Here is a 26,967-nt window from a genome sequence, read left to right on the forward strand (position 1 = left end):
CGCAATCCGCATGCAGTCGGGTATCGACATTGATACCTTGCCACCGGTGGCGAGGCGAAGGTACGTGGCGAGGGGCGTTGATGGCGGCTACCGGATCTGGGACAACCGGGCTCGCCGGTGGTGGGGCGAACTCTTTGAGCTCTGCCCAGACGAGTTGCTCAATGAGCTGAACGGCACCCGCAACTACGCCAAGATTACCGCGCTGCTCCGGAAGTACCGAGCACAGAAGCGGTAACGCAGTACATCAGGCCGCCGCGTTTGGCGCGGCATGAGCGGTATCGCAACCGCGTCGATTATTGCTGGTCGCGGACGCTCCTTATCGCTACGGTTCTGTGCCATGCCCGACGCGATCTTCAGCCACCCGCGCCTCGCGCCTGTCTATGATGCGTTCGATGGCGACCGCGCAGACCTCGACGCATATCTTCGCATCGTCGACGAGTTCGACGCCCGGCACGTGCTCGACATCGGATGCGGTACGGGATCCCTGGCCATCCTGCTGGCGAGAAGTGGACGACATGTAACCGGCGTTGATCCCGCCGCTGCCTCCCTGGACGCGGCGGTATCCAAACCCGGCGCCGCATCGGTCACCTGGCTCCACGGGGATGCCACGACGCTCCCCGCGCTGTCAGCTGACATCGCGCTGATGACCGGCAACGTGGCTCAAGTCTTCCTTGACGACGATGACTGGAGCGCGACACTCCAGGGCATTCATGGCGCGCTACGCGACGGCGGCCACCTCGTGTTCGAGACGAGACGCCCGCAGCGCCGTGCCTGGGAGGAATGGGTCGTCGACACTGACCCGGCCACCCGAAATCTTCCTGGCATCGGTGAGGTCGAACGGCGTATGGAAGTCACCAGGGTGGCGCTGCCATATGTCTCCTTCCGGTACACGTACACCTTCGCCTCTGACGGCTTCTCGGTGGAGTCGGACTCCACCCTCAGGTTCCGCAGTCAAGCAGAGGTTGAGGAGACCCTGGTCACCAGTGGTTTTACCACGATCGACGTCCGCGAGGCCCCAGACCGTCCTGGGCGGGAGTACGTGTTCGTGGCGCAACGAACGCACTGACCGCACCAACACTGAACGATTGTCGCACCCTTCTCGGGCGTGTCCTCGCGCCTGCCCATGGGCAGCGGCTGCGCTCCGTGACGCCCGGTCTGCGGCTAGATCCGGACGTTTGATGAGGAGCCAACGATCATGGAGTGATGTATTCCCTGCCTGGGTCGTCACGCAGTCTCTGACTCGCCGTGCCAGGATCGTCTCGTGCGCAACGAGGAACGGCTACGAACACGGACGCCCGAGTCCCGAGCCTTCGGACAGCGCGTACAGCTCGTCATGAACCTGACCTCGCGCCTCAACGTGCTGCCGTTTGACGACCTCGATGCGCGCAGGACGGTGCTGACCGAGATCTTCGGTAAACCGATCCCTGACTCGCTGTCCGTCCTGCCTCCGTTCTACTGCGACTACGGGCTTGGAGCATCGTTTGGAGAGCGTGTGTTCATCAACCAGGGATGCTTCTTCCTCGACTACGGGGGCATCACCATCGGTGACCGCGTCCTGATTGGTCCCCGAGTGACTCTGAGCACGGCCGGACATCCCGTCGAGCTCCACGAGCGGTACGACTTCATCACGCACGCGCCCATCGTCATCGAGGATGATGTGTGGATCGGTGCCGCGGTCACGGTCACCCCTGGAGTGACAATCGGTCGGGGCTCGGTCGTCGGCGCGGGCGCCGTTGTCGCGAAGGACGTGCCGCCGCTGAGTGTGGTGACGGCAACAAGCGTTGTCGAGCGAAAGCGTCTCAAGCCAGCGTCTACCGCAACCTGAAACCTGCGGCTCACCCACGCACATCGGCTACTTGACGGGAAGGCGGTAGCTGGCGTCATCCGGTCCACCCGCCAGTGCAGGCAGCGATGAAACCCTGGCAAGCGGCGCGCTCGGGAGGCGGCATGTGCGTGCGATCCGCTGCGGAACCGTGCCCTGCCCGCCGTGCTAGCGACGACCCGGGGCAGTAATGACACGGGGGCGCCCGACCACGTCAGGGCGCAGGATTCTAGCCTTGGGCTCGTGGAACGTATCGAATTCCGTACCATCGAGCAGGAGCTCGGCGTCGGGATGTTCCCGACACTCGTTCCGTACCTTAACGACATATCCCTGCCTGACATGGTTCGCACGGCTGAGCTGCCCTTTGCGCGGCGGGAAGGGAAACCCAACCTCGCGGGCAGCTATGCGGGGCTGCTGGGCGACAGCGTGCGCTGGCCGAGTCGGCACTATCTCGGTGATCCGGTGCTGAGCTGGTTCGGTGACGGCGACACCGTGTTACTGGGGTGTACCTGCGGTGACTGGGGCTGCTGGCCGTTTACCGCGATGGTCACGGTGGCTGAGGACACGGTCAACTGGTCTGGCTATCGCACCGGGCATCGTGATTGGGGCTACCAGGAACTGCTTCCCGTCACCTTCGATCGCCTCCAGTACGAAGAAGCGCTGCGGGCGACAGTTCGCTGAGCAGGGGAGGCCACTTCATCACGCCGTCGGCTCGAAAGGATGAACGTCCTCAACTCGGCATGAGCGCGCGGCTTTGTGTTCTTCCAAGGGCTGGGTACCTGCGCGCACTGCGATCTCGTCTGCAGGACAGCCACCGGATGATGTTGGATCGAGGTCGCTGCCCACGGTCACGATGACTGGCCGCGTCAGGCCGTGCGTCTACGTCCCGCTGGGACCGTAACGATCGCTCCCTGAACTGGGGAAGTGTGAGCCCGTGGTTGGCGGTGCGCGAACCACCTCGGCCAGATGTGCGGTGGGGCCGGGGAAAGGCGCTCTTGCGGTGCGCGACCGCGACCAACTCCTCCTCGCCCACCTCGCTACGGGAGCGGTCGCGGATATCTTGGGCAGCGCGGACTTGGGGGTGGTCATGGGGGAAGTGGTGTGGCTGGGTCGGTACCCGGTCAAGTCGATGTGCGGCGAGCGCCTCATCGAGGCGCGCCTGGACGCTTCGGGCGTCGTGGGCGACCGCCGCTGTGCCCTGATCGACGAGGAGACCGGCCTGGTCGCCAGCGCGAAGAACCCTCGCAGGTGGCGCGGCCTGCTCTCGATGACCGCCCGTCACGAGCCGGACGGCCGGGTGGTCGTCACCGGCCCGGACGGCGAGCAGATCCACACCGGCGCACCCACCGCCAACTCCGCGCTGTCGCGAGCCCTGGGACGACCCGTACGGCTGACCGACAGCCTCCCGCAAGACGCGAGCATGGAACGGCTGACCCCGCCGACCGAGCCCGGCGCCGGAACGGTGACCCACAGCAGCCTCGCGGCCGGCACCCCCGGCAACACCTTCGTCGACTTCGCCGCCGTACACGTGATCACCACCGCCACCCTGGACGCCCTGGCCCGGCGGCACCCCGATGGTCGAATGGACCCGCGACGGTTCCGCCCGAACATCGTGGTGCGCTTGGACGACCCCGCACCCTTCGCGGAGAACACCTGGCAAGGCCAGACCATGACCGTCGCCGCCCAGACCGCGATCCGCATCGTCGCACCCACCCCGCGCTGCGCGGTGCCCACCCTCGCTCAAGGCACCGACCTGCCCGATGATCCAGCCGTGCTACGCACAGCGGCACGGCTCAACCGGGTTCCGGTCTTCGACCTGGGCAAACTGACCTGCGTCGGCGCCTACGGCGCTGTCCAACGCGAGGGCCTACTACGGATCGGCGACCGCGTCACGATCGCCGCCTGACACGGCACCCCGAACGTGCGCGGTGCGCCAGCAATCCGCCCGAGCCGGAAACTCGCCTCCCATGTCATGGTGGAGACCCGACGGGCCGTCGCCATGCCGGTCGTCGCCGTCAGTCGAACAGCCGGTCGAGCGCTTCCTGTTCCAGGTCGCACCAGCGCTGGACGTCCTTCAGGGCCTTGGCTATCTCCTTCTCGTCGAGGTGGTCGGCGCCCTCCTCGCGGATGCACGCGACGTTGAACGGCCCGCCGACCGACGGCGAGGTCCGATCCAGCGCCTCCAGCACCCGTAGCACGCCCACCACGCCGTACTCGACGGTGCGCGTGGTCATCCGGAAGTGGGACAGCAGCGCGCCGGCCTGCTGGGCCATGGGTGCGCCGGAGCCGATGGCGTGGAAGCCCACGTCCTCGTAACGGCCGATGAGCCCGTTGGGGTTGATCTCCACGATCCACGGCCCGCCCTGGCTGTAGCCGGCCGCGAGCAGGTACGCAGACACCCCACCCCCGCCGTCCTCTCCGGGCACGTCCGGGATGTAGTTCTCGTAGTGCTTCTTGAGGACGGGCAGGACGCGCTCCTGCAACTCGTCGCCGATGTCGGGTGCTTCGAGGATGGCGGTGGCCGAATCCTCAAGGAGGGGACGCAGGTCGTTGAGAACTCCCCGCGCGCCGCTGCCACCCCAGGCGGCGCAGGAGCCCAGCGGGTGCAGCTTCCGGGCGGGGAAGCTCAGACCGCGGTCGCTTTCGGTGATCTGGGAGTCCGCGCCGATCACCACCCCGTCGCTGCAGACAACGGCGAGTACGACGGTCATGGGGTCCTCCAGGGCAGGGGTGGGGGTTGGGCGCGAGGTACCCGGCATCCCGCCTGCCTACACCCCGACAGGTGCCGGCCCGTTCGCTGCCCCGAACGAGAGCCCTCTCCGGTCTCCCTACACTGCTTGGCGTGAGACTGCCGGCGTACGACCGCGGGGTGCTCGCTGTGCAGCGGCGGGCGTTCGATGAAGCTCGTGAGCAGCTGGCGTTGGCTGGCCCGGACGACAGGGCGTTGCTGCTGCTGGGCCAGTTGGCCAGTAACGGTCAGGGCGAGCCGACGGACCCGGCGAAGGCCGGCCAGTTGTACGAGCAGGCGGCCGAGTTGGGCAACGCTGAAGCGGCCCACAATCTGGGCGTCCTGTATGCCACTGGACGAGGTGTCGCCCAGGACCTCACGGTGGCGCTCCGGTGGTATCGGCGTTCGGCTGAGCTGGGTGACGTGTCTGCTCGCCGGATGGTCGGACTGATGTACGCGACTGGGCAGGGCGTGGCGGTCGACGAGGACGAGGCGGAGCGGCAGTGGCGGTCGGCAGCGGCGGATGGCGAGGTACGGGCGCTGCATGACTTGGGGACGCTGTTCGGGTATCACAAGGGGGACCTACCGGAGGCGGCGTCCTGGTATCTGCTGGCCGCCAAGGCGGGCGTCGAGGTGGCCGAGCAGGAGCTACAGCTGCTCGCGCCGAAGCTGCAGGAACTGGTCCAGGTTGACAGCCGGGCACGCACGATGCTCGGCGTGATCCGCGCCTTCCAGCTCGATGATCCGGCGGGTGGTGCGAAGCTGCTGACCGTCCCGGCACAGGAAGGCGATCCGATCGCCCAGCGCAGCCTCGGCTACCTCGTCCAGCACGGCTTGGGAGTGCAGCAGGACGATGTCCGGGCGGCCACCCTCTACCAGGCCGCCGCCGACGCGGGCGACGGCTTCGCCGCGTTCAACCTCGGTGTGCTGTCCGGTAGCTCGCCCGAGGCGGTGCACTGGCTGCGGCGCGCGGCGGAGGCCGGGATCTCCGAGGCGTATCCGCTGCTAGGCGACCGGCTCAGCGAGCGTGACCTGGAAGAGGAGGCGCTGAGGTGGTACGTGCGGGGCGCCGAGTCCGGTGACAAGGGCAGCATGTTCGCTGCAGCCTGCTGGTACCGCGACGGCTTCGGCGGGCCGATCAACCTCGTACAGGCACTTCGGTGGTATCTCACCATGCTCAATGTCGGCAGCGGTGACGGCATACACGAAGCCCACGAGATCGTGCCGAGGATGACCGCCGACGAGATCTACGAGGCGGGTCGGCTCTCGGGCCGGCTGCTGGAGGCAGATCTCTTCGTGCAACGGCAGGCTCCCCGGAGCGCTGCCTCCGATTGACCGGATGCTCCTGCGGTGACACGACCTGCACGGCCGCGACGGCATGGCCTCAGATCCGGGCAACTTCCCTGCTCCTGCTGCCTCGGGGTCGGGCTGAGGCAGCAGGAGCAGGGAAGTTGCCCGGATCTCGGGTTCGGCAAGGGACCCACCGGGTACGGCGGGGGTGCGGCTCAGCGGGTGACTGCTGCCGCCACCGACTGCTCCAGGATGCCGAGGCCCTCGGCCAGTTCGTCGTCAGTCAGGGTCAGGGGCGGCATCAGCTTCACCACCTCGTCGGTGGATCCGGACCTCTCCACCAGCAGCCCACGGGAGAACGCCTCCTGGGCGACTCGTCGGGCCAGGTGCGGCTCCCGGAAGGCCAGGCCCCACACCAGGCCCCGGCCACGGGAGGTCGCGATGTGCGCCGGGTGTCGCTCGGCGAGCTCCGCGAGCCAGTCCTCCAGCAGGATGTCCCGTTCCGCTGTCTGCTTCTCCAGTTTGCTGTCGACCCAGAATTCCTTGAGCGCGGCGGCGGCCGTGACGAAGGCGAAGTTGTTGCCGCGGAAGGTGCCGTTGTGTTCGCCGGGTTGCCACACGTCGAGTTCGGGGCGGAAGAGCGTGAGGGACATCGGCAGGCCGTACCCGCTTATGGACTTGGAAAGGCAGACGATGTCGGGCGTGATTCCGGCGTGCTCGAAGCTGAAGAACGGGCCGGTGCGACCGCAGCCCATCTGGATGTCGTCGACGATCAGCAGCACGTTGCGACGGGCGCACAGCTCGGCGAGGTCGGCGAGCCAGATCGCGCGGGCCGGGTTGATGCCGCCTTCGCCCTGCACGGTCTCCACGATGACGGCAGCCGGTAGGTCCATTCCGCTGCTGCTGTCGGCGAGCATGGTGTCGAGCAGGGTGAGCCCGGAGACCTGACCACCGGCGAAGCCGTCGTACGGGACGCGCCAGGTGTTTCCGAGTGGAACGCCGGCGCCGGCGCGCAGGGCGGCGTTTCCGGTGAGGGCCAGTGACCCGAGTGACATGCCGTGGAAGGCGCCGGTGAAGGCGACGACGGTGTGGCGTCCGGTCACTTTGCGGGCGAGTTTGAGGGCGGCCTCGACGCTGTTCGTGCCGGTGGGCCCGGTGAACTGCACGCGGTAGTCCAGGCCACGGGGAACGAGCACCTGGGATGCGAACTCGGTGAGGAAGTCCTGCTTGGCGGCGGTCAGCATGTCGAGGCTGTGGGTGACGCCGTCCCGCTCCAGGTAGTCCAGCAGGGCCTGCTTGAGGGTCGGATGGTTGTGGCCGTAGTTGAGGGCACCGGCGCCGGCGAAGAAGTCAAGGTAGGCGCGGCCGTCGTCGGCGAACATCCGGCTGCCACGCCCGTGGTCGAACACGACCGGCCAGCTTCGGCAGTAACTACGGACCTCGGACTCAATTGTCGGGGCGATCATGATTTCTCCCTCGGAGTTGGAGCTGCCCGTCCACCACGGTTTCGGAGTCGCGTCGATGTAGCTGTCTGCGTCCACGGCGCTGAGCTGCCGGCCCTCGGCGGCGAGACGTTGTGCTGCCGCCCCGCCGCACGCCGTGTTCGGCGGGACGGGGCGGCATGAGGTGTGGTGTGGTGCGGACTTCGGCCGTCAGGCCCTGGCCATCTGCTCCCGCAGGCTTCGCGGCCGCATGTCCGACCACACCTTTCCGATGTGATCCAGGCACTCCTGCTTCGACCCGGACGTCCCTTCGGCGGTCCAGCCGAGCGGCAGCTCCCGGTCTGCCCACCAGATCGAGTACTGCTCCTCGTCGTTGCGCACGACGCGGTAGACACCGTCGTCAGTCATGACCCCTCCGGCATGGTCGGGTGATCCGAATAGCTGAGCCCGATGTTGCCGGGCCCACGCGTACCGCCCATAGAGACGAATACGCAGACGCGTCGTGCGACTCCGTCCCTGTTCGACGGTCCGCACCTCGCGCAGGCTCTGGGGTCACGGCCGATCGCCACCTGGAAGGGGGCTCGGCATGACCGAGCGACGCCACCTGATTTCCATCGACGACCTCTCCGACGACCAACTGCGCTGGCTCGTCCAGCGCGGCGCCGAGTACTCGCGTGGTTCCGCGGGAGCCGACCAGCCCCTGTCCGGGGCGGTCGTCGGCGTGCTGTTCCGTAAGACCTCCACCCGTACCCGGACCGCGTTCTCCGCCGGTGCGCTGCGTCTCGGCGCCGGCCTGATCACGTACGGCCCGAACGACCTGCAACTGGCCACCGGCGAGTCGGTGGAGGACACCGGCGCGGTGCTCTCCGGCATGCTCGACGTCCTGGTCGCCCGCACGGTCGGTCCGGAGTCCGAGCTGCGGGCGTACGCCGCCCAGAAGCGCATGTCGGTGATCAACGCGATGAGCGCGGTCGAACACCCGACGCAGGCCCTCGCCGACCTCACCACGATCGTCCGGCACTTCGGCCGGGTCGAGGGCGTACGGGTGCTGTACGTGGGGGAGGGGAACAACACCGCCTCGGCGTTGACCCTCGCGCTGTCCCGGTACCCCGGCGCCGAGCTGCACCTGCGTACCCCGGCCGGGTACGGCGTGGAGCAGCGCTACCTCGACCAGGCGGCGGTGTCCGCCCGGCGCAGCGGCGCACGTGTCGAGCAGCGGCACGACGTATCGGACCTGCCAGCGGTCGATGTCGTCTACACCACCCGTTGGCAGACGACGGGTTCGACGAAGCCGACGCCCGACTGGCGTACCGAGTTCGCCCCGTTCCAGGTCAACGAGACGCTGATGGCGGCCTGTCCGGGCGCGGTCTTCATGCACGACCTGCCGGCGCACCGGGGCGAGGAGGTGACCGGGGCGGTGCTCGACGGGCCCGACAGCATCGCCTTCGCCCAGGCCGAGAACAAGTACCACAGCGCCCGGGCGGTCCTGGAGTGGTGCGCCACCGACCGGCCGAGCGGCGGAGCGGGGCTGTGACCACGTTTCTCGACGACATCCTGACCCACGCCACGACCCGGCCCGACGCACCGGCGATCGTCACCCCGGACACCGCCCTGTGTTACGAGGACTTCGCCGCCCGGACCGACCGGCTGGCCCGGGCGCTGGTGGCCCGGGGCGTCGGACCGGAGCAGGTCTGCGCGGTCATGGTCGACCGGGGCCCGGAGGCCGTCATCGCGATGGCGGCCGTGCTTCGGGCCGGCGGCGCCTTCCTCACCCTCAACACCGAGCTGCCCGACCAGCGACTGGCGGCGATGGTCCGCACCGCCCAGGCCCGGTTCCTGGTCACCACACCGGCCCGGGCCGGGCAGCACGACCTCGCCATCGACGGCCCCACCGTGTTCGTCGACGCGCCTGACGCGTCGGCGCCCCTGCGACCGGTGTCGCCCCGATCGCTGGCCTACGTCAGTCACACCTCCGGTTCGTCGGGGCCGCCGAACGCGGTACTGCTGGAGCACCGCGGTGTCACCAACTACCTGCGGTTCGTCGTCGCCGACTACCAACTCGGTCCGGACACCGTGGTGCTGCAACTCGCGCCGTTCGGGTACGACGCCTCGATCCGCGACACGTTCGCCCCGCTCGTCGCGGGCGGGCAGGTGGTCCTCGCGCCGCGCTCCACCCTGTTGCGCGCCGGTGAGTTCGTCGCGGCCCTCCGCAGGTGGGGCGTGAACACGATCCTGTCGGCCACCCCGACCTTTCTGACGTCGCTGCGGCACAGCGATCTGCCCGACCTGCGGTTGACCGTGTCCAGCGGTGAGTCGCTGCGACCGTTCCTCGTCGCCGGTGGCCGCGACCGGGTGCCCGGACGGCTGATCAACCAGTACGGCCCCACCGAGACCACGATGACCTCGACCCGCTTCGCCGTGCCGGCGGTTCCGGACACGACTGTCGACCTGATCGGAACACCGATCGACGGCGTGAGCGTGCATCTGCTCGACGACGAGCTGCACGCCGTGCCGAACGGCGGTGTCGGCGAGGTGTGGATCGGTGGATGTGGAGTCGCGCGCGGCTACAGCGGCCGACCGGGCTTGACTGCGGACCGGTTCCTGCCGGACCCACACGGTGCCCCCGGCGCGCGGATGTACCGCACCGGGGATCTGGCGCGTCGGTTGCCCGACGGTGACCTCGTGTATCTCGGCCGCATCGACCGGCAGATCAAGGTCCGGGGTTACCGGATCGACCCGGCCGAGATCGAGGGCGCGCTGCTGGCCCATCCCGCCGTCACCGGCGCGGTGGTCACCTCGGGTACCGATGCCGGCGGCCGGGTCTTCCTCATCGCGCACGTCGCCGCGGCGTCGGAGCAGGTGACGGACGCAGCGCTGCGCGCCCACCTGGCGATGACGTTGCCCCACTACATGATCCCGCGACGGTTCGCCCGGATCGACCGCCTGCCGACGACGGTCAGCGGCAAGACCGACCGCCGGGCGGTCACCGTGGACGGGCCATGAGGACGACAGGCGTCGGGCCCACCCTCGCGGATGTACGCCTGGCCGCCGACCGGATCACCGGCCTGGTCGATCGCACTCCGGTGCTCGCGCTGGATTCGCGGGTGCTGGTCAAGGCCGAGCACCGCCAGCGCGGCGGCTCGTTCAAGATCAGGGGCGCGGCGAACGCGATGCTTGCCCGGTACGCGGACGATGTGGTCGCGGGTTCCTCCGGTAACCACGGCATCGCCGTCGCCATGCTCGGTGCCGCGTTGGGCATCAGGGTGACGATCGTGATGGCCGCCGGGGCCAGCGACGGCAAGGCCCGGACGATCCGGGCGCTGGGCGCCAGCGTGGTCCAGGTGACTGGCGGCGTGGTCGAACGTGACCGTCGGGCCGCGGACATCGCGGCGGCGACCGGGGCGGTCTTCGTGCCTTCCTCCGACGACGAGTTGGTGGTGGCCGGGGCCGGCACGGTCGGGCTTGAGGTGCTCGAACAGGTGCCGGGCGTCACGACGATCTTCGTACCGACCGGCGGTGGTGGCCTGCTGGCCGGCGTCTGCCTGGCGGCGTCGGCGCTGTCCCAGCGGGTGCGGGTCGTCGGGGTGGAGCCGATGTCCGCCCGCCGTTACGCCGTTTCCGTCGCCCAGGGTGCGCCGATCGAGCTGCCGCCGTCCATGACGATCGCCGACGGCCTGCGTGGGCAACGACCCGGTGCGGTTCCCTGGCCGATCATTCGGCACCGGGTCGACGATCTGATCGGCGTGACCGACGAGGCGATCACCCACGCGCTGGGTGTTCTTCGCCGTGCCGGTGTCAGCGCGGAACCAAGCGGTGCGGTAGCGCTGGCCGGCGCGCTACGGCGCGGATCTGCCGGCCGTGCGGTCGTCATTGTTTCGGGTGGAAACGGCACGGCCGGCAGCAGCACGAAGAAAACAGAAGAACCTCCGGCAGAACTGCTGCCGGCGTCAACCGGTGAGTCTGCATGTTCTTCCCTGCGCTGTCTCGACGGTGCGGAGGAATCTCGTAGTAGGCGCATCGCGGCGGATGCAATTCGAGGAGCGGCTCTATGACCGAACAAACCCCCACCGGGTCAGGAGTGCTGGCAACCATCGGAGCGACACCGATAGTCGAGCTGGTGAAGCTCGACCCCGAGAGTCCGTTCAGGACGTTCGCTAAGTTGGAGTCGCACAATCCGGGCGGCAGTATCAAGGACCGCTCGGCGCTGGAGATGCTGCGAGAACGCATACGCGACGGGCGGCTCGTACCCGGAAGATCGGTGGTGATCGAGTCAAGTTCCGGCAACCTCGGAATCGGGCTCGCGCAGGTCTGCGGGTACTACGGAATTCGCTTCATCTGTGTGGTCGACCCGCGCACCAACAAGGACAACATCGCCATCATGCGGGCGCTCGGCGCGCAGGTCGAGGTGGTCACCGATGTCGACCCGGCCACCGGAGAGTACCTGCCCGTCCGTATCCGACGGGTGCGTGAACTCGTCGCGACGATCGATCACGCGTACTGCCCGGACCAGTATTCGAACCCGCTCAACCCGCAGGCACACCGTACGACGGTACGAGAGATCGTGCGCGCGCTGCCGGACATCGACTACCTGTTCTGTGCCACGAGTTCCTGCGGCACCCTGCGGGGGTGCGCCGAATACATCCGGACGCACCAACTGCCGGTGACCATCGTGGCGGTGGACGCGTTGGGTAGTGCGATATTCGGCCCAGCGGTCGGGTGGCGGATGATTCCCGGCCACGGCGCATCGGTGCGTCCGAAGCTGTACCGCAGCGATCTGGCCGACATCGTGGTCCGAGTCGATGATCTCGACGCGATTGTGGCCTGCCGCCGGCTGGCCGCCCGCGAGGCGATTCTCGTCGGCGGCTCGTCGGGCGCAGTCGTGGCGGGCCTGGAGCAGATGCGCGATCAGATCCGACCCGGGGCCACCTGCGCCATGGTCTTTCCCGACCGCGGTGAGCGGTACCTCGACACCATTTACGACGACGACTGGGTCATGACGTACTTCGGTGACGTGTCGCACCTGTGGACCAAGCCCGACATGGAGGTGGCGCCATGTTGATTCTCGGAGCAGGCGAGGTCCGTGCTGTCCTCGACGGAGGCGAGCGCGATGTGGTGTCCGCGGTGGAGGCGGCGTACCGGTCGCACGCGCTGGGCCGTACCCGGGTACCACAGTCGGTTTTCCTCCGTTTCCCCGACGGAGAGCGCGAGCGGATCATCGCGCTGCCGGCCTATCTGGGCGGTGAGACGCCGACCTGCGGGGTGAAGTGGGTGTCATCCTTTCCCGGCAACCTCGACCGGGGGATGCACCGGGCCTCAGCCGTGATGATCTTGAACTCGGTACACACCGGCGTACCGGAGGCGATTCTCGAAGCGTCGGCGATCTCGGCCGGGCGTACGGCCGCGAGCGCCGCCCTGGCGGCGTCCACGCTCTCCTCGTCCAGCCCGGAATCGGCTGTGACGCTCGTCGGCTGCGGTCCGATCAACTTCGAGGTGCTGAGGTATCTGCGCACCGTGCTGCCGACGCTGGACACGGTGACCCTGTACGACCTCAGCGCCGAACGGGCGCAGTCCTTCGCCGCCGAGGCGCGGTCGGTCTGGCCGACGTTGAAGATCGATGTGGCCGAGAACGCGGCCGACGCCATGGCCCGCCACAAGCTGGTGTGCCTGGCGACCACGGCGAGCGCCCCGCACCTGGGTACCGAGCACTGCCGCCCGGGAACGCTGGTGCTGCACCTGTCCCTGCGTGACCTCACCACCGACTCGATCCGTTCCAGCGTGAACATCGTGGACGACGCGGACCACGTGTGCCGGGCCGCGACCTCGCTGGATCTGGCCCAGCAGGAAGCCGGCCACCGCGACTTCATCGCCGCCTCGCTCGGCGAGGTCCTGGTGGCCGGTGAGCGGTACGTCAGGAGCGACGAAGCCGTGACGGTGTTCTCCCCGTTCGGTCTCGGCTGCCTGGATCTGGCAGTGGCCGACCTGGTCCGGCGTGCGGCGTCGGGCCGCGGCCTGGGCACCACATTGGATGACTTCCTACCGACGAAGCAGCAGGTGTGCGCATGACTGACATCCTCGAAACCGACAACCAGCTCCGACTCTCGTTCGAGCAGGAGCAGCTGTGGTTTCTCGACCAGGTCCGGTCCGGCACCCAGGAGTACCTGTTGCACTGGGGATTCCGGCTGCGCGGGCCGCTGGACCGGGCGGCGCTGACCGCCGCCTTCACCGACATCGCCGGCCGGCACGAGATTCTGCGTACCCGCTATTCGACTGTTGACGGACAGCCGGTGCAGATCATCGACGAGCCGGCGGCGGCCGACCTCACGGTGGTGGACCTCACCGGGTACCCCGCCGCGGAACAGGACCGACGGGTACGCGAGATCGGCGAGGCGGCGGTGACCACGCCGATCGACCTGCGCGAATCAGCTCCGTGGCGGCTGACCCTCGTGCAGCTTTCCCCCACTGACGCGATCTTGATGCTGGTGGTGCATCACATCGCCTTCGACGGCCCCTCGCTGGGCATCCTGGCCCGGGAACTGGGCGTGCTCTACGCGGCCCACGCCGCCAGCGAGAAGTCGCCGCTGGCACCGCTGGAGCTTCAGTACGCCGACTTCGCCGACTGGCAGCGGAGCCGATGGGACGCGAACGACGCGACCTTCGTCCGGCACCTGGACTACTGGCGGGAGCAACTGACCGGACTGCCGTCGCTGGAACTGCCCACGGACCGGCAGCGCCCCGCCGCCTGGGAGCCGGCCGGCGATGTGGTGGCGTTCGCGGTGCCGGCCCCGTTGGCGGCCCGGGTCAACTCCGCGGGACGTGCCGCCCGGGCGACCCCGTTCATGGTGTTCCTGGCCGCCTACCAGCTCCTGATCAGCCGTTACGCGGATCAGCTCGACTTCGGTGTCGGAGTGTCGACAAGCGGACGGAACCGGGTCGAGCTGGAGTCGGTGATCGGCTCGCTCGCGCAGACGGTGGTGCTGCGGACCGACCTGTCCGGCGATCCCACCTTCGTCGAGTTGCTCGGTCGGGTCCGCGAGACGGCCCTGGACGCCTTCGAACACAAGGACGTGCCCCTGCAACGCCTGGCCGCCGAACTGTCGCCCGACCGTGGCCTGGCCAGCAACCCGCTCTTCCAGGTCGGGTTCGCGGTCCTGAACGGCCAGGGGGAGCCGCTGAGTCTGCCCGGCGTCGAGGTCGACTGGGTGCCGACCCCGGTACGCAGTGCCACCTTCGACATGTCGCTCCAGATGACCGAGGAGCCGGACGGATCCTGGGTGGCCCGGATCACCTATCCGACGGCGCTCTTCGACCGGGCCCGGATCGAGCGGATGGCCGACAACTACGTGGCGCTGCTGGAGAACCTGGCGGCGGCGCCGGAGAAGCCGCTGCGCGACGTGCCGACCGTGACGACCGCGCAGCAGCAGCAGTTGCTCGGCTGGCACCCCGCACCGCGCGCAGCGACCGACGCCCTGCTGCCGGACCTGTTCCGGGCACAGGCCGAGGCCACGCCGGACGCGGTGGCCGTGGTCTGTGGTGACACCGAGCTGACCTACGCCGAGCTGAGGTCCAGGGCGGACAGGCTGGCCAGCTTCCTGCGCACCCGCGGAGTCGGCGCGGAAACCGCCGTCGGCGTCGCCCTGCATCGCGGTACCGATCTCGTGGTCGCGCTGCTCGGCTCGCTCACCGCCGGCGCGGTCTACGTTCCGCTCGCACCCGACCTGCCCGACGAGCGGCTCGAATTCATGATCGAGAACGCGGGCGTCGGACTGGTGCTCACCGACACGGCGCTGCGACAGCGGATTCCGCAGCAGACCCCGGTGGTGGTGCTCGACGAGCAGTGGGACGACATCGCCCGCGCCACGCCACCGCCGCCGGTGGCGCTCGACGCCGCGAACGCCGCCTACGTGATGTACACGTCCGGCTCCACCGGTCGCCCCAAGGGCGTCGTGATCAGCCACGGCGGGATCCGGAACCGGGTGCTGTGGGCGGTGGACCAGTTCGCGCTCACCGGTACCGACCGGGTACTGCAGAAGACGACCATCGGGTTCGACGCGTCGATGTGGGAGTTCCTGGCGCCGCTGGTGTCCGGCGGTTCAGTGGTGATGGCGCCGCAGGACGCGCACCGCGACACCGCAGTGATGGTCGGTGCCCTCGCCGCGTACCGGGTCACCGTGGTGCAACTCGTCCCGTCCGTGCTGCGCACCGTGGTCGAGGAACCGGAGCTGGCCGCCTGCGACGCGCTGCGGCTGGTCTGCTCGGCCGGGGAGCCGCTGCCGACCGAACTGTGCGAGCGACTGCTCGGCGTGCGTGAGGTGGAGGTGTACAACACCTACGGCCCGACCGAGTCCTCGATCGACGTGACCGCGTGGCGCTACGCACGTGGCGAGACCGACGGTACGGTTCCGATCGGTGCCGCGCTGCCCGGCGTCGACCTGTACGTGGTGGACTCCGCCGGTCGGCTCGCGCCCATCGGCGTACCGGGTGAGTTGTGTATCGGCGGCGTCGGCCTCGCCCGCGGTTACGCCGGGCGCGGCGACCTCACCGCCGAACGCTTCACCCCGAACCCCTTCGCCGACCGGCCCGGCCAGCGGTGGTACCGCACCGGAGACCTCGCCAGGTGGCGTGACGACGGCGTCCTGGAGTTCGTCGGCCGCCTCGACGCGCAGGTCAAGGTGCGAGGCGTGCGTGTCGAACCCGGTGAGGTGGAGGCCGCGCTGCGGGCGCATCCGTCGGTCGCGGCGGCCGTGGTCACCTCCTACCGGTCCGTCACCGGCGACCTGGAACTCGCGGGCTACGTGGTACCGGCCGCCGGTACGACGGTGGAGATCGACGAGTTGTCCGGATTCCTCGGCACCCGGCTGCCCGCCGCGATGGTTCCCGCCAGCATCGTCCCGCTGGCCGCGCTGCCGTCACTGCCCAACGGAAAGGTCGACAGGTCGGCGCTGCCGCCCCCCGGCAGCCGCCCGGCCGGTGACGACCCGGAGCACGCCGAGCCCGACGACGTGCCCCCCGGTCACGTCGCCCCCCGGACGGAGACCGAGCGGGCCGTCGCCACGCTGATGGGCGAGCTGACCGGGACCGAGCGGGTCGGCGTCGCCGACGACTTCTTCGCGCTGGGTGGGCATTCGCTGCTGGCGATCCGGCTCGCGCACCGGCTGCGTCGCCGGTTCGGGCTGGAGCTGACGGTGGCCACCCTGTTCGAAGGACGGACCGTGGAGCGGGTCGCCGCGGCGATCGATGCGGGCACGGCGCCCGACAGCGAGCCGCAGATCGTGCCCGTATCCCGCGACGGCGCCCTGCCGACCTCGTTCGGCCAGCAACGACTGTGGTTCCTGGACCAGCTCGAACCGGGCAGCGCGGAATACCTGATTCCCTTGGTGTACCACCTCACCGGAACGCTCGACACCGCGACACTGCGCCGCGCGGTCGAGCAGGTCAGCGCCCGGCACGAGGTGCTGCGCACCCGCTACGTCGGGGACAGCGGCGTTCCGCTGCAACTCGTGGATCCCCCCGGCCCGGTGCCCTTCGACGTCGTGGACCTGATCGGCACCGCGGATGCCGCGCAGCGCGCCCGGACGATCGTCGAAGCGGTGAGCGCCCGGCCGTTCGACCTCACCCACGAGCGTCCGCTGCGGGTCACGGTCGTGCACACGGCAGCCGACGAACACCTGGTCGCGATCACCCTGCACCACATCGCCTTCGACAACTGGTCGCTTGGCATCTTCCTACGCGAGCTGAACGAGGCGTACGCGGCGGGACTCGCCGGTACCCCGTGGTCGACGCAGCCGCTTCCGGTCCAGTACGCCGACTTCGCCGCCTGGCAACGCGACCGGCAGGCCGACGGCACCATCGGCAACCAGATCGAGCACTGGCGAAACCGGCTCGCCGGGCTCGTGCCGGTCGAGCTGACCCCCGACCGGCCCCGCCAGCCCGGACGGGACCTGCGCGGCGACATGCTGATCGTCGACATTCCGCAGACCACCGGAGCGGCAGTACGCGAGCTGGGCAACCAGACCGGCGCAACCATGTTCATGGTGCTGCTGGCCGCGTTCGACGTGCTGCTGAGTCGCCACACCGGCCGCACCGACATCGCGATCGGCACCCCGGTCGCCGGTCGGACGCGGCCGGAGACCGAGGACCTGGTCGGCTTCTTCGTCAACAACCTCGTGGTCCGGGCCGAACTGGGCGGGAACCCGACCTTCCTCGACCTGGTCGACCGGGTCCGCCGGAGCGCCCTGGAGGCGTTCGCCAACCAGGAGGTGCCGTTCGAACACCTCGTCGACGCCCTGCAACCGGACCGCGACCTGTCCCGCAACCCGCTGTTCCAGATCATGTTCGAGGTACAGCACACCGGTGCCGGCAACGCGGCGTCCACCCTCGCCGGCTGCGCCGCGACCGGCCTGGACAGCGGCCTGTCGGTGGCCAAGTTCGACCTCACCCTGTCCGTGATGGAGCAGCCGGACGGCCGGCTGGAATGCTGGTTCGAGTACGCCACGGCGCTGTTCGACCGCTCGACGATCGAACGCCTCGCCGGCCAGTACCTACGCCTGCTGGGCGGCGCGACCGCCGACCCGCAGGCCCGGATCAGCGAGTTGGATCTGCTGTCGGCCGACGAACGCCACACGATCGTGCACCAGTGGGCGGACCCTGACGCGGACCGGCTGGACCTGCTCGACCCGCCCGGCGAACGGCACCTCTCGGTACCGGAGCTGTTCGAACAGTGGGCGGCCCGGACCCCGGACGCGACCGCCGTGGTGTTCGGCGACGAGCGGCTCGGCTACGCGGAGCTGAACGCCCGGGTCAACGAGCTGGCGCACCAGCTCCGTGCGATGGGGGTCGGCCCGGAGGTCGTCGTCGGCTCGTGCCTTCAGCGCGGGATCGCACCGGTCGTGGTGCTGCTGGCGGTGCTCAAGGCCGGCGGCGTGTACGCGCCCTTCGACCCGGAACATCCGCCGGAGCGGCTGCGCTACATGCTCGCCGACGCCGGAGCGCAGCTGGTGGTGACCACCGGCAGGTTCGCCGACCGGTTCGCCGGACACGACCGGCCGGTGTTGGTGGTCGACGACGGGGACCGGGCGAGCGGCCGGCCAACGACCGACCTGGCAACCGTCACGGTGCCGGACAACCTCGCGTACATCATCTACACGTCCGGGTCGACCGGCCGTCCCAAGGGCGTGATGATCTCGCACCGGGCGTACGCGCACCACTGCCGGGTGGTCGCCGACCAGTACGGCATCCGCCCGGGCGAACGGGTCGTGCAGCTCTCGGCGCTCACCTTCGACGTCGCGATGGACCAGATCGGCGCCACCCTGGTCACCGGCGCCACGATCGTGGTGAGCGACCCGGTCTTCTGGACGCCGAACGAGCTGCCGGCCAAGCTGGCGCAGTACGGCGTGACGATCATGGAGATCACCCCGGCGTACTACCGGGAGATGATGGAGTCCGGCGTGGACCGGCTCACCGCGATGAAGACCATCAACGTCAGCTCGGACGTGGTGACCGTCGACGACGCCCAACGCTGGGCGGCGACCGGCCTGCCCGGCCGGTTCCTCTGCACCTACGGGCCGACCGAGGCGACCGTCACCTGCATGTTCAACCCCGTGTCGGGCGATCTCGCTGACGAGCGCAGCACGGCCACCCTACACATCGGCCGGGCGGCCGCCGGCACCCAGGTGTACGTGCTCGACGCGGAGATGCGTCCGCTTCCGGTCGGGGTGCCCGGTGAGCTGTACCTCGGCGGCGTCCGCCTGGCCCGTGGCTACCACGACCGGCCGGAACTGACCGCGGAGCGGTTCGTGCCCGACCCGTTCGCCACCGAACCGGGAGCGCGCCTCTACCGCACCGGTGACCTGGTACGGCTCCGGCCGGACGGCGCTGTCGACTTCCTCGGCCGACTCGACACCCAGGTGAAGATCCGTGGTTTCCGGATCGAACTCGCCGAGATCGAAGCCGTGCTGGCCAGGCACCCCGCGGTGTCCGCAGCCGCCGTCGTCGCGAGGGACGTCGGGCCCGGCGACAAGCGGCTCGTAGCCTACCTGGAGTGGCCCCACGACACCGGACCAGACCTCGACGAACTGCGGGCGTACCTCCGGGAGTCGCTGCCCTCGTACATGATCCCGTCGGCCTGGGTCACCGTCGCGGCCCTGCCGCTGTCACCGAGCAAGAAGGTCGACCGGGCGGCGCTGCCGGATCCGAAACCGTCCGAACTCGACGGTGCCCGCGGGTACGTGGCGCCACGGGACCCGGCGGAGGAGACCATCGCCGGGATCTGGTCGGAAATTCTCGGCGTCGACCGGGTCGGCGTCGACGACGACTTCTTCGGACTCGGTGGGCACTCGTTGCTGGCCACCCGGGTCCTGGCCCGGCTGCGGGCGACCTTCGCCGTGGAGGTCCCGCTGCGCTGCCTGTTCGAGGCGACCACCGTGGCCGAGCTGGCGGTGGTGGTGACCGACCTGATCACGGCGGAACTCGACGAGTTGACCGACGCCCAGATGAACGAACTGCTTTCCCAGGATGGTGCCCTGTGACTGAGACAATCGATCGAGCCGGTCTGCGCGCGGAACTGCTTCGGCGCAGGCTCGTAGGTGCCGCGACCGCCGCGCCGGACGAGGGGGTCACCCGGGTCTCGCGGGAGACGCCGCCCGCGCTGTCGTTCGCGCAGCGCCGGCTGTGGATCCTCGACCAGGTCCGGCCGGGCGGTACGGAGTATCTGGCCAGTGCCGGCCTGCGCCTGTTCGGGCCGCTGGAGCCCGGCGCGCTGCGAGCGGCGCTGGACGCGATCGTGGCCCGGCACGAGGTGCTGCGTACCCGCTACGTGGTGGTCGACGGTGAACCGGGCCAGGTGATCGACCCTCCGCAGCCGGCCACGCTGCACGAGGTGGACCTGCGTGGCCTCGACCCCGCCGCGCAGGACGAACGGATCGCCGGCTGGATGACCCACGACCGGGCACCCGTCGACCTGGCGACCGGCCCGGTGCTGACCGGAACCCTCGCGCGGCTGGCCGACGAGGAACACGCGCTGGTGGTGACCCTGCACCACATCGCCTTCGACGGCTGGTCCGAGCAGGTGCTGTGGCGGGAACTCGACCGGTTGTACACCGCCGCGCTGACCGGCGGGCCGTCCCCGCTGGCGCCACTACCTGTGCAGTACGCGGACTTCGCCGCGTGGCAGCGCGATGCGATGTCCGGTGCCAAGCTCGACCGTCAGCTCGACTACTGGCGGCAGGCGCTGGCCGGCGCCACCGCGCTGGAACTGCCGCTCGACCGGCCCCGTCCACAGGTCCGGGACAGCGCCTGCGACCTGGTCCCGTTCGCGGTGTCCGCGTCGGACGCCCGAGCCCTGCACGACCTCGCCCGCCAGTCCGGCGCGACGCCGTTCATGGTGCTGATGGCCGTGTACGCGATCACGCTGGGCCGGTTCGGCCGGAGCAACGACATCACGATCGGCACCCCGGTGGCCTGTCGCGACCGGGCCGAGGTGCAGGACCTGATCGGGCTGTTCCTCAACACGCTGGTGCTGCGCACCGACCTGTCCGGCGACCCGTCCTTCCGCGAGGTGCTCCGGCGGGTGAAGGAGATGGCGCTCGGCGCCTACGCCCACCAGGAACTCCCGTTCGAACGGCTGGTCGACGAGCTGGCCCCGGTGCGCGACGCCTCCCGGACCCCGCTGTTCTCGACCATGTTCCTCTGGGCCAACGGGGACTCCACGGCCCGCCACGTCGGCGAACTGCGCGCCGAGGAACTGCCGGTCGGCGAGAGCGACGCCAAGTTCGACCTGACCCTGGTCGTCGTCGACCAGCCCGACGGCACCCTCACCGGCTTCCTGAACTACGCCACCGCGCTGTTCGACCGGGACACCGTCGAGCGGTTTGCGAGCCACTTCACCGCCCTCGTCGGCAGCATCGCTGCCACGCCGGACGCACCTGTCAGCCAGCTCGTCGAGTCGCCACCGGCGGAGCGGGAGCTGGTGCTGCGGACGTGGAACGAGACCGAGGTGGCGTACCCGACCGGCACCCTGCCGGAGCTTTTCGCGCAGCAGGTGGCCCGGACCCCGGACGCCGTCGCCCTCCGCTTCGAGGGCGAGGACGTCTCCTACGCCGAGCTGGACCGGCGGGTCGACCGACTGGCGCGGTACCTGGTCGACGCGGGTGTCGGGCCGGAGTCGATCGTCGGCGTGTGCCGCCGGCGCGGTGTCGAGCTGGTGGTGGCCCTGCTGGCGATCCAGAGGGCCGGCGGCGCCTACCTGCCGCTGGACCCGGACCACCCGGCCGAGCGTCGGGACTACATGTGCGCCGACGCCGGTGTCACAATCGTGCTCACCGACGGCGAACCGGCCATCACCGGCAACGGGCCGGCACCGGCGAGCCCGACCCCGGCAGGGCCGGACCACCCGGCGTACGTGATCTACACGTCCGGCTCGACCGGCCGGCCCAAGGGCGTCGTGGTCACCCACCGCGCGATCGTCAACCGGCTGCGCTGGATGCAGGACGCCTACCGGCTGGACGACTCCGACCGGGTGCTGCAGAAGACCCCGTACAGCTTCGACGTCTCGGTGTGGGAGTTCTTCTGGCCGCTGATCACCGGGGCGACGCTGGTGATCGCCCGCCCCGACGGCCACCGCGACCCGCACTACCTGGCCGACCTGATCGCCACCGAGCAGGTCACCACCCTGCACTTCGTACCGTCGATGCTGCGGGTGTTCCTGGCCGAGTCGTTCGGGCCGCTGCCGTCGGTGCGCCGGATGATCTGTAGCGGCGAGGCGCTCCCCGCCGACCTGGTCGCCGCCGTCCACGAGCGGATCGGCTGCGAGCTGCACAACCTCTACGGGCCGACCGAGGCGGCCGTCGACGTCACCGCGGTGCGGTGCCTGCCCGGGACGCCGGTCACCATCGGACGGCCGATCGCCAACACGCGTACCTACATCGTCGACGAGAACCTGCGACCGGTCCCCATCGGAGTGCCGGGTGAGCTGCTGCTGGGCGGCGTGCAGTTGGCCCGCGGCTACCTCAGCCGCCCGGAGCTCACGGCACAGCGGTTCGTTCCCGACCCGTTTGCGGCGTCCGGTGGCGGGGGAGGACGGCTGTACCGCACCGGCGACCTCGCGCGTTACCTGCCGGACGGCCGGATCGACTACCTCGGCCGGCTCGACGACCAGGTGAAGATCCGTGGGCACCGGGTCGAACTCGGCGAGATCGAGGCGGTGGCGGCGGAGCACCCGGCAGTGTCCGCGGTCGCCGTGGCGGTGCACGACGGCCAGCTCGTCGGCTACCTCGTCGCCCGGGACACCGACGCCGGCGTCGAGGTGAGCGACGTGGCGTCGTTCCTGCGCGGTCGACTGCCCGAGGCGATGATCCCGAGCCACTGGCAGCTGCTGCCCGCGCTGCCCCTGACCACCAGCGGAAAGACCGACCGGCGCGCGCTGCCGGCCCCGACACCTGGCCGCGCCTGGGCGGCCGGAGCGTACGTCGCCCCCCGCACCGAGGCCGAAGGCGTCGTCACCGAGGCGCTCGCGGCGGCGCTGGGCATCGATCGGATCGGTGTGCACGACCGGTTCTTCGACGTCGGGGGTGACTCGATCCGGGCCATCCGCGCGATCGGCACCCTGCGCCGGGGCGGGCTGAACCTGTCGGTGCAGGACATCTTCACCCACCAGACCGCGGCGCAGCTGGCCACGCTCGCCGACCGGCCGGCGACCGGTGCGGACGAGGCGCCGGTCGGCCGGTTCGAGCAACTCGACCCGGCCGACCGTGACCGGCTCCCCGACGGCCTGGTGGACGCCTACCCGATGGGTCAGGTGCAGGCCGGCATGGTGTACGAGATGCTGGTCAACGGCTCGCACCCGGCGTACCAGAACGTCACCAGCTTCGACATCGCCGACGACGGCCCGTTCTCGCTGGCCGCGTTGCAGCAGGCCGCGCAATGGCTGGTCGACCGGCACGAGATCCTGCGCACCACGTTCCACCCGTCCGGCTACACGGAGCCGATGCAACTCGTCCACGCCGAGGCGCGGGTCGAGGTGGGCTTCGACGATCTACGCGAGCTCGCGGAAGCTGAGCAGCAGGACATCCTGGAGCGGTACCGGGAGACGATGAAGCTGGCGATGCTGCCCATCGATCACGCCCCGCAACTGCGCTGGCACGTGCACCGCACCGGGGAGCGGACGTGGGTGCTGACCCACACCGAGTGCCACGCCATCCTGGACGGTTGGAGCCACCACTCCCTCATCGCCGAGCTGCGGGACACCTACCGGGCGATCCGGGACGCGGACCCTGATGCGCTGAAGCCCCCGCCTCCCGGGCGGTACGCCGACTTCGTCAGGTTGGAACGGCGATCGCTGTCGGCCGGGCCGGACGAGCAGTTCTGGCGGAGCCGGGTCGACGAGTACGACCGGATCGCGTTGCCGGCGGACACCGCCCCCGCCGGCCACGGCGCGGTGCCGGAGCTGCGGATGTCCTGGCGGCATCTCGAACCGGGGCTGCGTGAGCTGGCCGCGCGGACGCAGACCTCGCTCAAGGCCGTGCTGCACACCGCGCACCTCGCGATGATCGGCGCCATCACCGGCCAGCGGCGGTTCTTCAGTGGTCTGGTCGTCAACGGCCGGCCCGAACTGCTGCGCGGCGACGAGGTGATGGGGATGTACCTCAACACGGTGCCGTTCGCGGTGGATCTGCGTACGCCCCGTTGGCGCGACCTCGTGCGCGCCGTGTTCGCCGAGGAGCTTGCCGTCTGGCCGCACCGGCGCTACCCGATCCCCGCGATGCAGCGTGCCTGGGGCGCCGGTACGCCGCTGATCAGCAGCATCTTCTCCTACCTCGACTTCCACGTGCTCGACGCGCAGGAGGACGTGTTCGGCGCGGTCGTCGACGACAGCCCCAACGAGTTCACCCTGGTCACGTTGACCTTCCCGGGCGAGCTGCGACTGGAGTGCCGGGCCGGCTGGGCGACCCAGGAGCGGCTGACCGCCCTGGGCGAGACCTTCCTCGAACTGCTCACCGCGATGATCGCCGACGGCGGCGCGAACCCGGTCGACCTCAGCTCGACCCCGGCGCACCGGTTCACCGAGCCGCAGCAGGACTGGCCCGCCCTGCCCGAGGCGTGCGTCACCGACCTGTTCACGGCCCAGGCGCAGGCCCGGCCGGACGCCGTCGCACTCGAGTGCGGCGATTCGCGCCTGACCTACGGCGAACTCGACGCCCGGGCCAACCAGCTGGCGTGGGCGCTTCGTGAGCACGGTGTGGGCCTGGAAACGCCCGTCGCGGTCTGCATGGACCGCGGGATCGACACGGTGGTCGCGCTGCTCGGCATCCTCAAGGCCGGCGGCTGCTACCTGCCGCTCGACCCCAAGTACCCGGACGGCCGCATCGAGTACCTCCTCGACGATTCCGGCGCCCAGGTTCTGGTGAGCGGGCCGGCCCACGCCCACCGTTTCGTGGCGCGTGCCGGGCTGACCACGCTGAAGTTGGACTCCGACTGGTGGTCGGACGGCAGCCGGCCGACCACCGCGCCACAGGTGACCCTGTCACCGGAGAACCTCGCCTACATCACGTACACGTCGGGGTCCACCGGACGTCCGAAGGGCGTGCTGGTCCCGCACCGCGGCGTCGTACGGCTGGTGCACGGCCAGGAGTACGCGCGACTGGACGCCGAGCAGGTCATGCTCCAGATCTGCACGCTCGCCTTCGACGCGTCGACGTTCGAAATCTGGGGTGCGCTGTGCAACGGGGCCCGGCTGGTCGTCTCCCCGGAGATGCCGACCGCCGACGGGCTCGACGAACTCCTGCGCCGACACGGGGTGACCGTGCTGTGCCTACCCACCGGCCTCTTCAACACCATGATGGACGTTCGGCCGCAGGCGTTGGCCGGGGTACGGGAAGTGGTGGTCGGTGGCGAGGTGCTGCCGCCGCTGCAGGTGCGCAAGGCGATGGAACACGGCGTGCTGGTCAGCAACGGGTACGGCCCGACCGAGACCACCACGTTCGCCACCGTCCACCCACGGATCCCCCTGCCGGCGCTCACCGACGTCATCCCGATCGGGAAGCCGATCCATCACACCTACGTGCACGTCGTGGACGAGAACCTCGACCCGGTCCCGTTCGGCGTGCCGGGTGAGCTGCTGCTGGGTGGTCCGGGCGTCGCGCGCGGATACCAGAGCCGTCCGGACCTGACCGCCGAACGCTTCGTACCGGACCCGTCCGGGCACGCGCCGGGGAACCGGCTCTACCGCACCGGGGACCTGGTCCGCCAGGATCCGGACGGCACGATCCACTTCATCGGGCGGCGCGACCACCAGGTGAAGATTCGTGGGCACCGCGTCGAGTTGGGCGAGGTGGAGGCCGCGATCGCCGAGCTGCCCACGGTGCGGGCCGCCGCGGCGGCGGCGTACCAGGGCGTGGACGGGGTCAAGCAGCTCGTCGGGTACGTCGTGCTCGACGAGGACGGCCCGGCCGACCCCGCCCGGCTCGGTGACGTGATGCGCAGCCGGGTGCCCGGTTTCCTGGTCCCGACGGCCTGGGTCCGCCTGGACCGGCTCCCGCTGAACAACAACGGAAAGCTCGACCGGGCCGCGCTGCCCCGGCCGGCGGCGACGACGTCGGTACGGGAATACAGCGCGCCGCGTACGCCCACGGAAGTGGCGGTCGCCGAGGTCTGGACCGAGGTCTTCCGCCTGCCCCGGGTCGGCCGTGACGACGACTTCTTCGACCTCGGCGGGCACTCGCTGTTGACCTTGCGGGCGATCGCGATGCTGCGGGACCGGCACGACATCGAGACGACCGTGCGAACCTTCGTCGAGCACCGCACGCTCGCGGCGCTCGCCGCGTCGATCGACGGCGAGCGGCAGCCGGCCACGGCGCTGCTCTGGCTGCGCCGGACCGGCGACCAACCGCCACTGGTGTGTGTGCACCCCGGCGGCGGCAGCGCGCACTGGTACCGGCGGCTGGCCGAGCACCTTGATCCGAATCTGCCGGTGGTCGCCTTCGAGTGGCCGGGCCCTGACCCGTCGACCGGCTCGGTGCCGTCCACCGAGGAGATGGCGACCCGCTACCTCGCGGAGTTGCGGGAGGCGGTCCCGCAGGGGCCGTACCGGATCTTCAGCTGGTGTGGCGGCAGCGGGGTGAGCACCGAGATGGCCAGCCGGCTGATGGCCGAAGGCGAGGAAGTCACCTTCATCCTGCTCGACCCGGGGCAGGACGCGTGGCAGAAGGAGCACCTCTGGTCGGAGTACGCGCTGATCAAGCAGTGTGTGACGAACCTGGAACGGCTCGACGCGGCACCGCCGGACGAGGACACCTCGGTGCTCCGGCAGGAGACGCTGGCGCTGCTCGAACACATCGTGGACGACATCGTCGGCAACGACGGGATCACGCTCCCCGAACGCGGCGCGGGAACGATGTGGCTGCCCGCCGCGCGGATGTGGGAGGAGGTGATGGAGATGGTGCTGTCCTACCGGGACCGCCCGTACGCCGGTCACCTGGACCTGATCGTCAGTGACGAGCTGGCGCAGGGTGAGCACGAGGTCGTCAGCTCCGGCCAGAGCTACGGCGACTACCTCCAACGGTGGCGCGAGCGGACCGCCGGGCTGGGGGTGCACCGGGCGAAGGGTGAGCACTTCTCGGTCATGAAGGAATATGTGGCGGACCTCGCCGGCATCCTGACGGGGCTGATCGACAAGCCGGCCGGGCGACGGTGAA

At 69.9% G+C, this 26,967-nt stretch carries 15 protein-coding genes and 1 pseudogene; 13 read left to right on the plus strand and 3 right to left on the minus strand.

The genetic code is table 11. The annotated features are described in order from the left end of the window. The first annotated feature begins 46 nt into the window (after positions 1-46). From ACN26Z_RS10355 to ACN26Z_RS10375, 5 genes are all read left to right on the plus strand, one after another. The gene (locus ACN26Z_RS10355; protein WP_421460830.1) at positions 47-235 is read left to right on the plus strand and encodes a hypothetical protein; all 189 of its coding nucleotides are present in this window, start codon (positions 47-49) and stop codon (positions 233-235) included. Positions 236-337: 102 nt separating this feature from the next. Further along, positions 338-1,066 carry a class I SAM-dependent methyltransferase gene (locus ACN26Z_RS10360; RefSeq protein WP_421460831.1) on the plus strand — a complete coding sequence of 243 codons (729 nt, stop codon included), beginning with the start codon at positions 338-340 and terminating at the stop codon, positions 1,064-1,066. A 195-nt stretch (positions 1,067-1,261) separates the two neighbouring features. Then, positions 1,262-1,825 (plus strand): sugar O-acetyltransferase, encoded by a 564-nt coding sequence (locus tag ACN26Z_RS10365; RefSeq protein ID WP_282239423.1) that lies wholly within the window; start codon positions 1,262-1,264, stop codon positions 1,823-1,825. A gap of 240 nt (positions 1,826-2,065) precedes the next feature. Further along, the gene (locus ACN26Z_RS10370) at positions 2,066-2,503 is read left to right on the plus strand and encodes a hypothetical protein (protein ID WP_198413154.1); all 438 of its coding nucleotides are present in this window, start codon (positions 2,066-2,068) and stop codon (positions 2,501-2,503) included. A gap of 406 nt (positions 2,504-2,909) precedes the next feature. Next, a complete protein-coding gene (locus ACN26Z_RS10375; RefSeq protein WP_282239421.1) occupies positions 2,910-3,728 on the plus strand; it encodes an MOSC domain-containing protein in 819 nt (272 codons plus the stop codon). A gap of 109 nt (positions 3,729-3,837) precedes the next feature. Here the strand turns inward: ACN26Z_RS10375 and ACN26Z_RS10380 are convergent, their stop codons facing one another. After that, positions 3,838-4,533, minus strand: a complete 696-nt coding sequence (locus ACN26Z_RS10380; protein WP_421460833.1) for a proteasome protein — start codon at positions 4,531-4,533, stop codon at positions 3,838-3,840. A gap of 131 nt (positions 4,534-4,664) precedes the next feature. On the opposite strand from ACN26Z_RS10380, the gene ACN26Z_RS10385 reads away from it, so the two are divergent. Then, positions 4,665-5,885: a tetratricopeptide repeat protein gene (locus ACN26Z_RS10385; RefSeq protein ID WP_421460834.1), complete on the plus strand. Its 1,221-nt coding sequence runs from the start codon at positions 4,665-4,667 to the stop codon at positions 5,883-5,885. A 170-nt stretch (positions 5,886-6,055) separates the two neighbouring features. On the opposite strand, the gene ectB is transcribed toward ACN26Z_RS10385, so the two are convergent. Further along, positions 6,056-7,306: a diaminobutyrate--2-oxoglutarate transaminase gene (gene ectB / locus ACN26Z_RS10390; protein ID WP_093403212.1), complete on the minus strand. Its 1,251-nt coding sequence runs from the start codon at positions 7,304-7,306 to the stop codon at positions 6,056-6,058. A gap of 186 nt (positions 7,307-7,492) precedes the next feature. Further along, the gene (locus ACN26Z_RS10395) at positions 7,493-7,690 is read right to left on the minus strand and encodes an MbtH family protein (protein ID WP_093402962.1); all 198 of its coding nucleotides are present in this window, start codon (positions 7,688-7,690) and stop codon (positions 7,493-7,495) included. A gap of 178 nt (positions 7,691-7,868) precedes the next feature. On the opposite strand from ACN26Z_RS10395, the gene ACN26Z_RS10400 reads away from it, so the two are divergent. The 7 genes and pseudogenes from ACN26Z_RS10400 (at position 7,869) to ACN26Z_RS10430 (ending at position 26,966) form a co-directional block, all read left to right on the plus strand. After that, a complete protein-coding gene (locus ACN26Z_RS10400) occupies positions 7,869-8,816 on the plus strand; it encodes an ornithine carbamoyltransferase (RefSeq protein WP_282239418.1) in 948 nt (315 codons plus the stop codon). Beyond that, entirely contained in the window at positions 8,813-10,285 is a 1,473-nt protein-coding gene (locus tag ACN26Z_RS10405; protein ID WP_282239417.1) for an amino acid adenylation domain-containing protein, read from the plus strand. Before ACN26Z_RS10400 ends, ACN26Z_RS10405 begins: the two co-directional genes overlap by 4 nt. Further along, positions 10,282-11,217: pseudogene (locus tag ACN26Z_RS10410) on the plus strand (threonine ammonia-lyase); the annotation flags it as partial. The gene ACN26Z_RS10405 and the pseudogene ACN26Z_RS10410, both read left to right, overlap by 4 nt. Before the next feature lie 113 nt (positions 11,218-11,330). After that, complete coding sequence (gene sbnA / locus ACN26Z_RS10415) at positions 11,331-12,341, plus strand: 2,3-diaminopropionate biosynthesis protein SbnA (RefSeq protein WP_093402967.1); 1,011 nt, start codon at positions 11,331-11,333, stop codon at positions 12,339-12,341. Continuing rightward, a complete protein-coding gene (sbnB, locus tag ACN26Z_RS10420; RefSeq protein ID WP_421460837.1) occupies positions 12,335-13,345 on the plus strand; it encodes a 2,3-diaminopropionate biosynthesis protein SbnB in 1,011 nt (336 codons plus the stop codon). Before sbnA ends, sbnB begins: the two co-directional genes overlap by 7 nt. A gap of 5 nt (positions 13,346-13,350) precedes the next feature. Continuing rightward, a complete protein-coding gene (locus ACN26Z_RS10425; protein ID WP_421464606.1) occupies positions 13,351-19,806 on the plus strand; it encodes an amino acid adenylation domain-containing protein in 6,456 nt (2,151 codons plus the stop codon). Further along, positions 19,803-26,966: an amino acid adenylation domain-containing protein gene (locus tag ACN26Z_RS10430; RefSeq protein WP_421460838.1), complete on the plus strand. Its 7,164-nt coding sequence runs from the start codon at positions 19,803-19,805 to the stop codon at positions 26,964-26,966. Before ACN26Z_RS10425 ends, ACN26Z_RS10430 begins: the two co-directional genes overlap by 4 nt. Position 26,967: the final 1 nt, after the last annotated feature.

The sequence above is a fragment of the Verrucosispora sp. WMMD703 genome, assembly GCF_049178935.1.
GTDB lineage: Bacteria > Actinomycetota > Actinomycetes > Mycobacteriales > Micromonosporaceae > Micromonospora > Micromonospora sediminimaris.

Excerpts from the sequence above, each read along its gene's own strand:
- ACN26Z_RS10360 (WP_421460831.1), top strand. The coding sequence starts at position 338 with ATGCCCGACGCGATCTTCAGCCACCCGCGCCTCGCGCCTGTCTATGAT.
- ACN26Z_RS10375 (WP_282239421.1), top strand. The coding sequence starts at position 2,910 with ATGGGGGAAGTGGTGTGGCTGGGTCGGTACCCGGTCAAGTCGATGTGC.
- ACN26Z_RS10380 (WP_421460833.1), bottom strand. The coding sequence starts at position 4,533 with ATGACCGTCGTACTCGCCGTTGTCTGCAGCGACGGGGTGGTGATCGGC.
- ectB (WP_093403212.1), bottom strand. The coding sequence starts at position 7,306 with ATGATCGCCCCGACAATTGAGTCCGAGGTCCGTAGTTACTGCCGAAGC.
- ACN26Z_RS10395 (WP_093402962.1), bottom strand. The coding sequence starts at position 7,690 with ATGACTGACGACGGTGTCTACCGCGTCGTGCGCAACGACGAGGAGCAG.
- ACN26Z_RS10400 (WP_282239418.1), top strand. The coding sequence starts at position 7,869 with ATGACCGAGCGACGCCACCTGATTTCCATCGACGACCTCTCCGACGAC.
- sbnA (WP_093402967.1), top strand. The coding sequence starts at position 11,331 with ATGACCGAACAAACCCCCACCGGGTCAGGAGTGCTGGCAACCATCGGA.
- sbnB (WP_421460837.1), top strand. The coding sequence starts at position 12,335 with ATGTTGATTCTCGGAGCAGGCGAGGTCCGTGCTGTCCTCGACGGAGGC.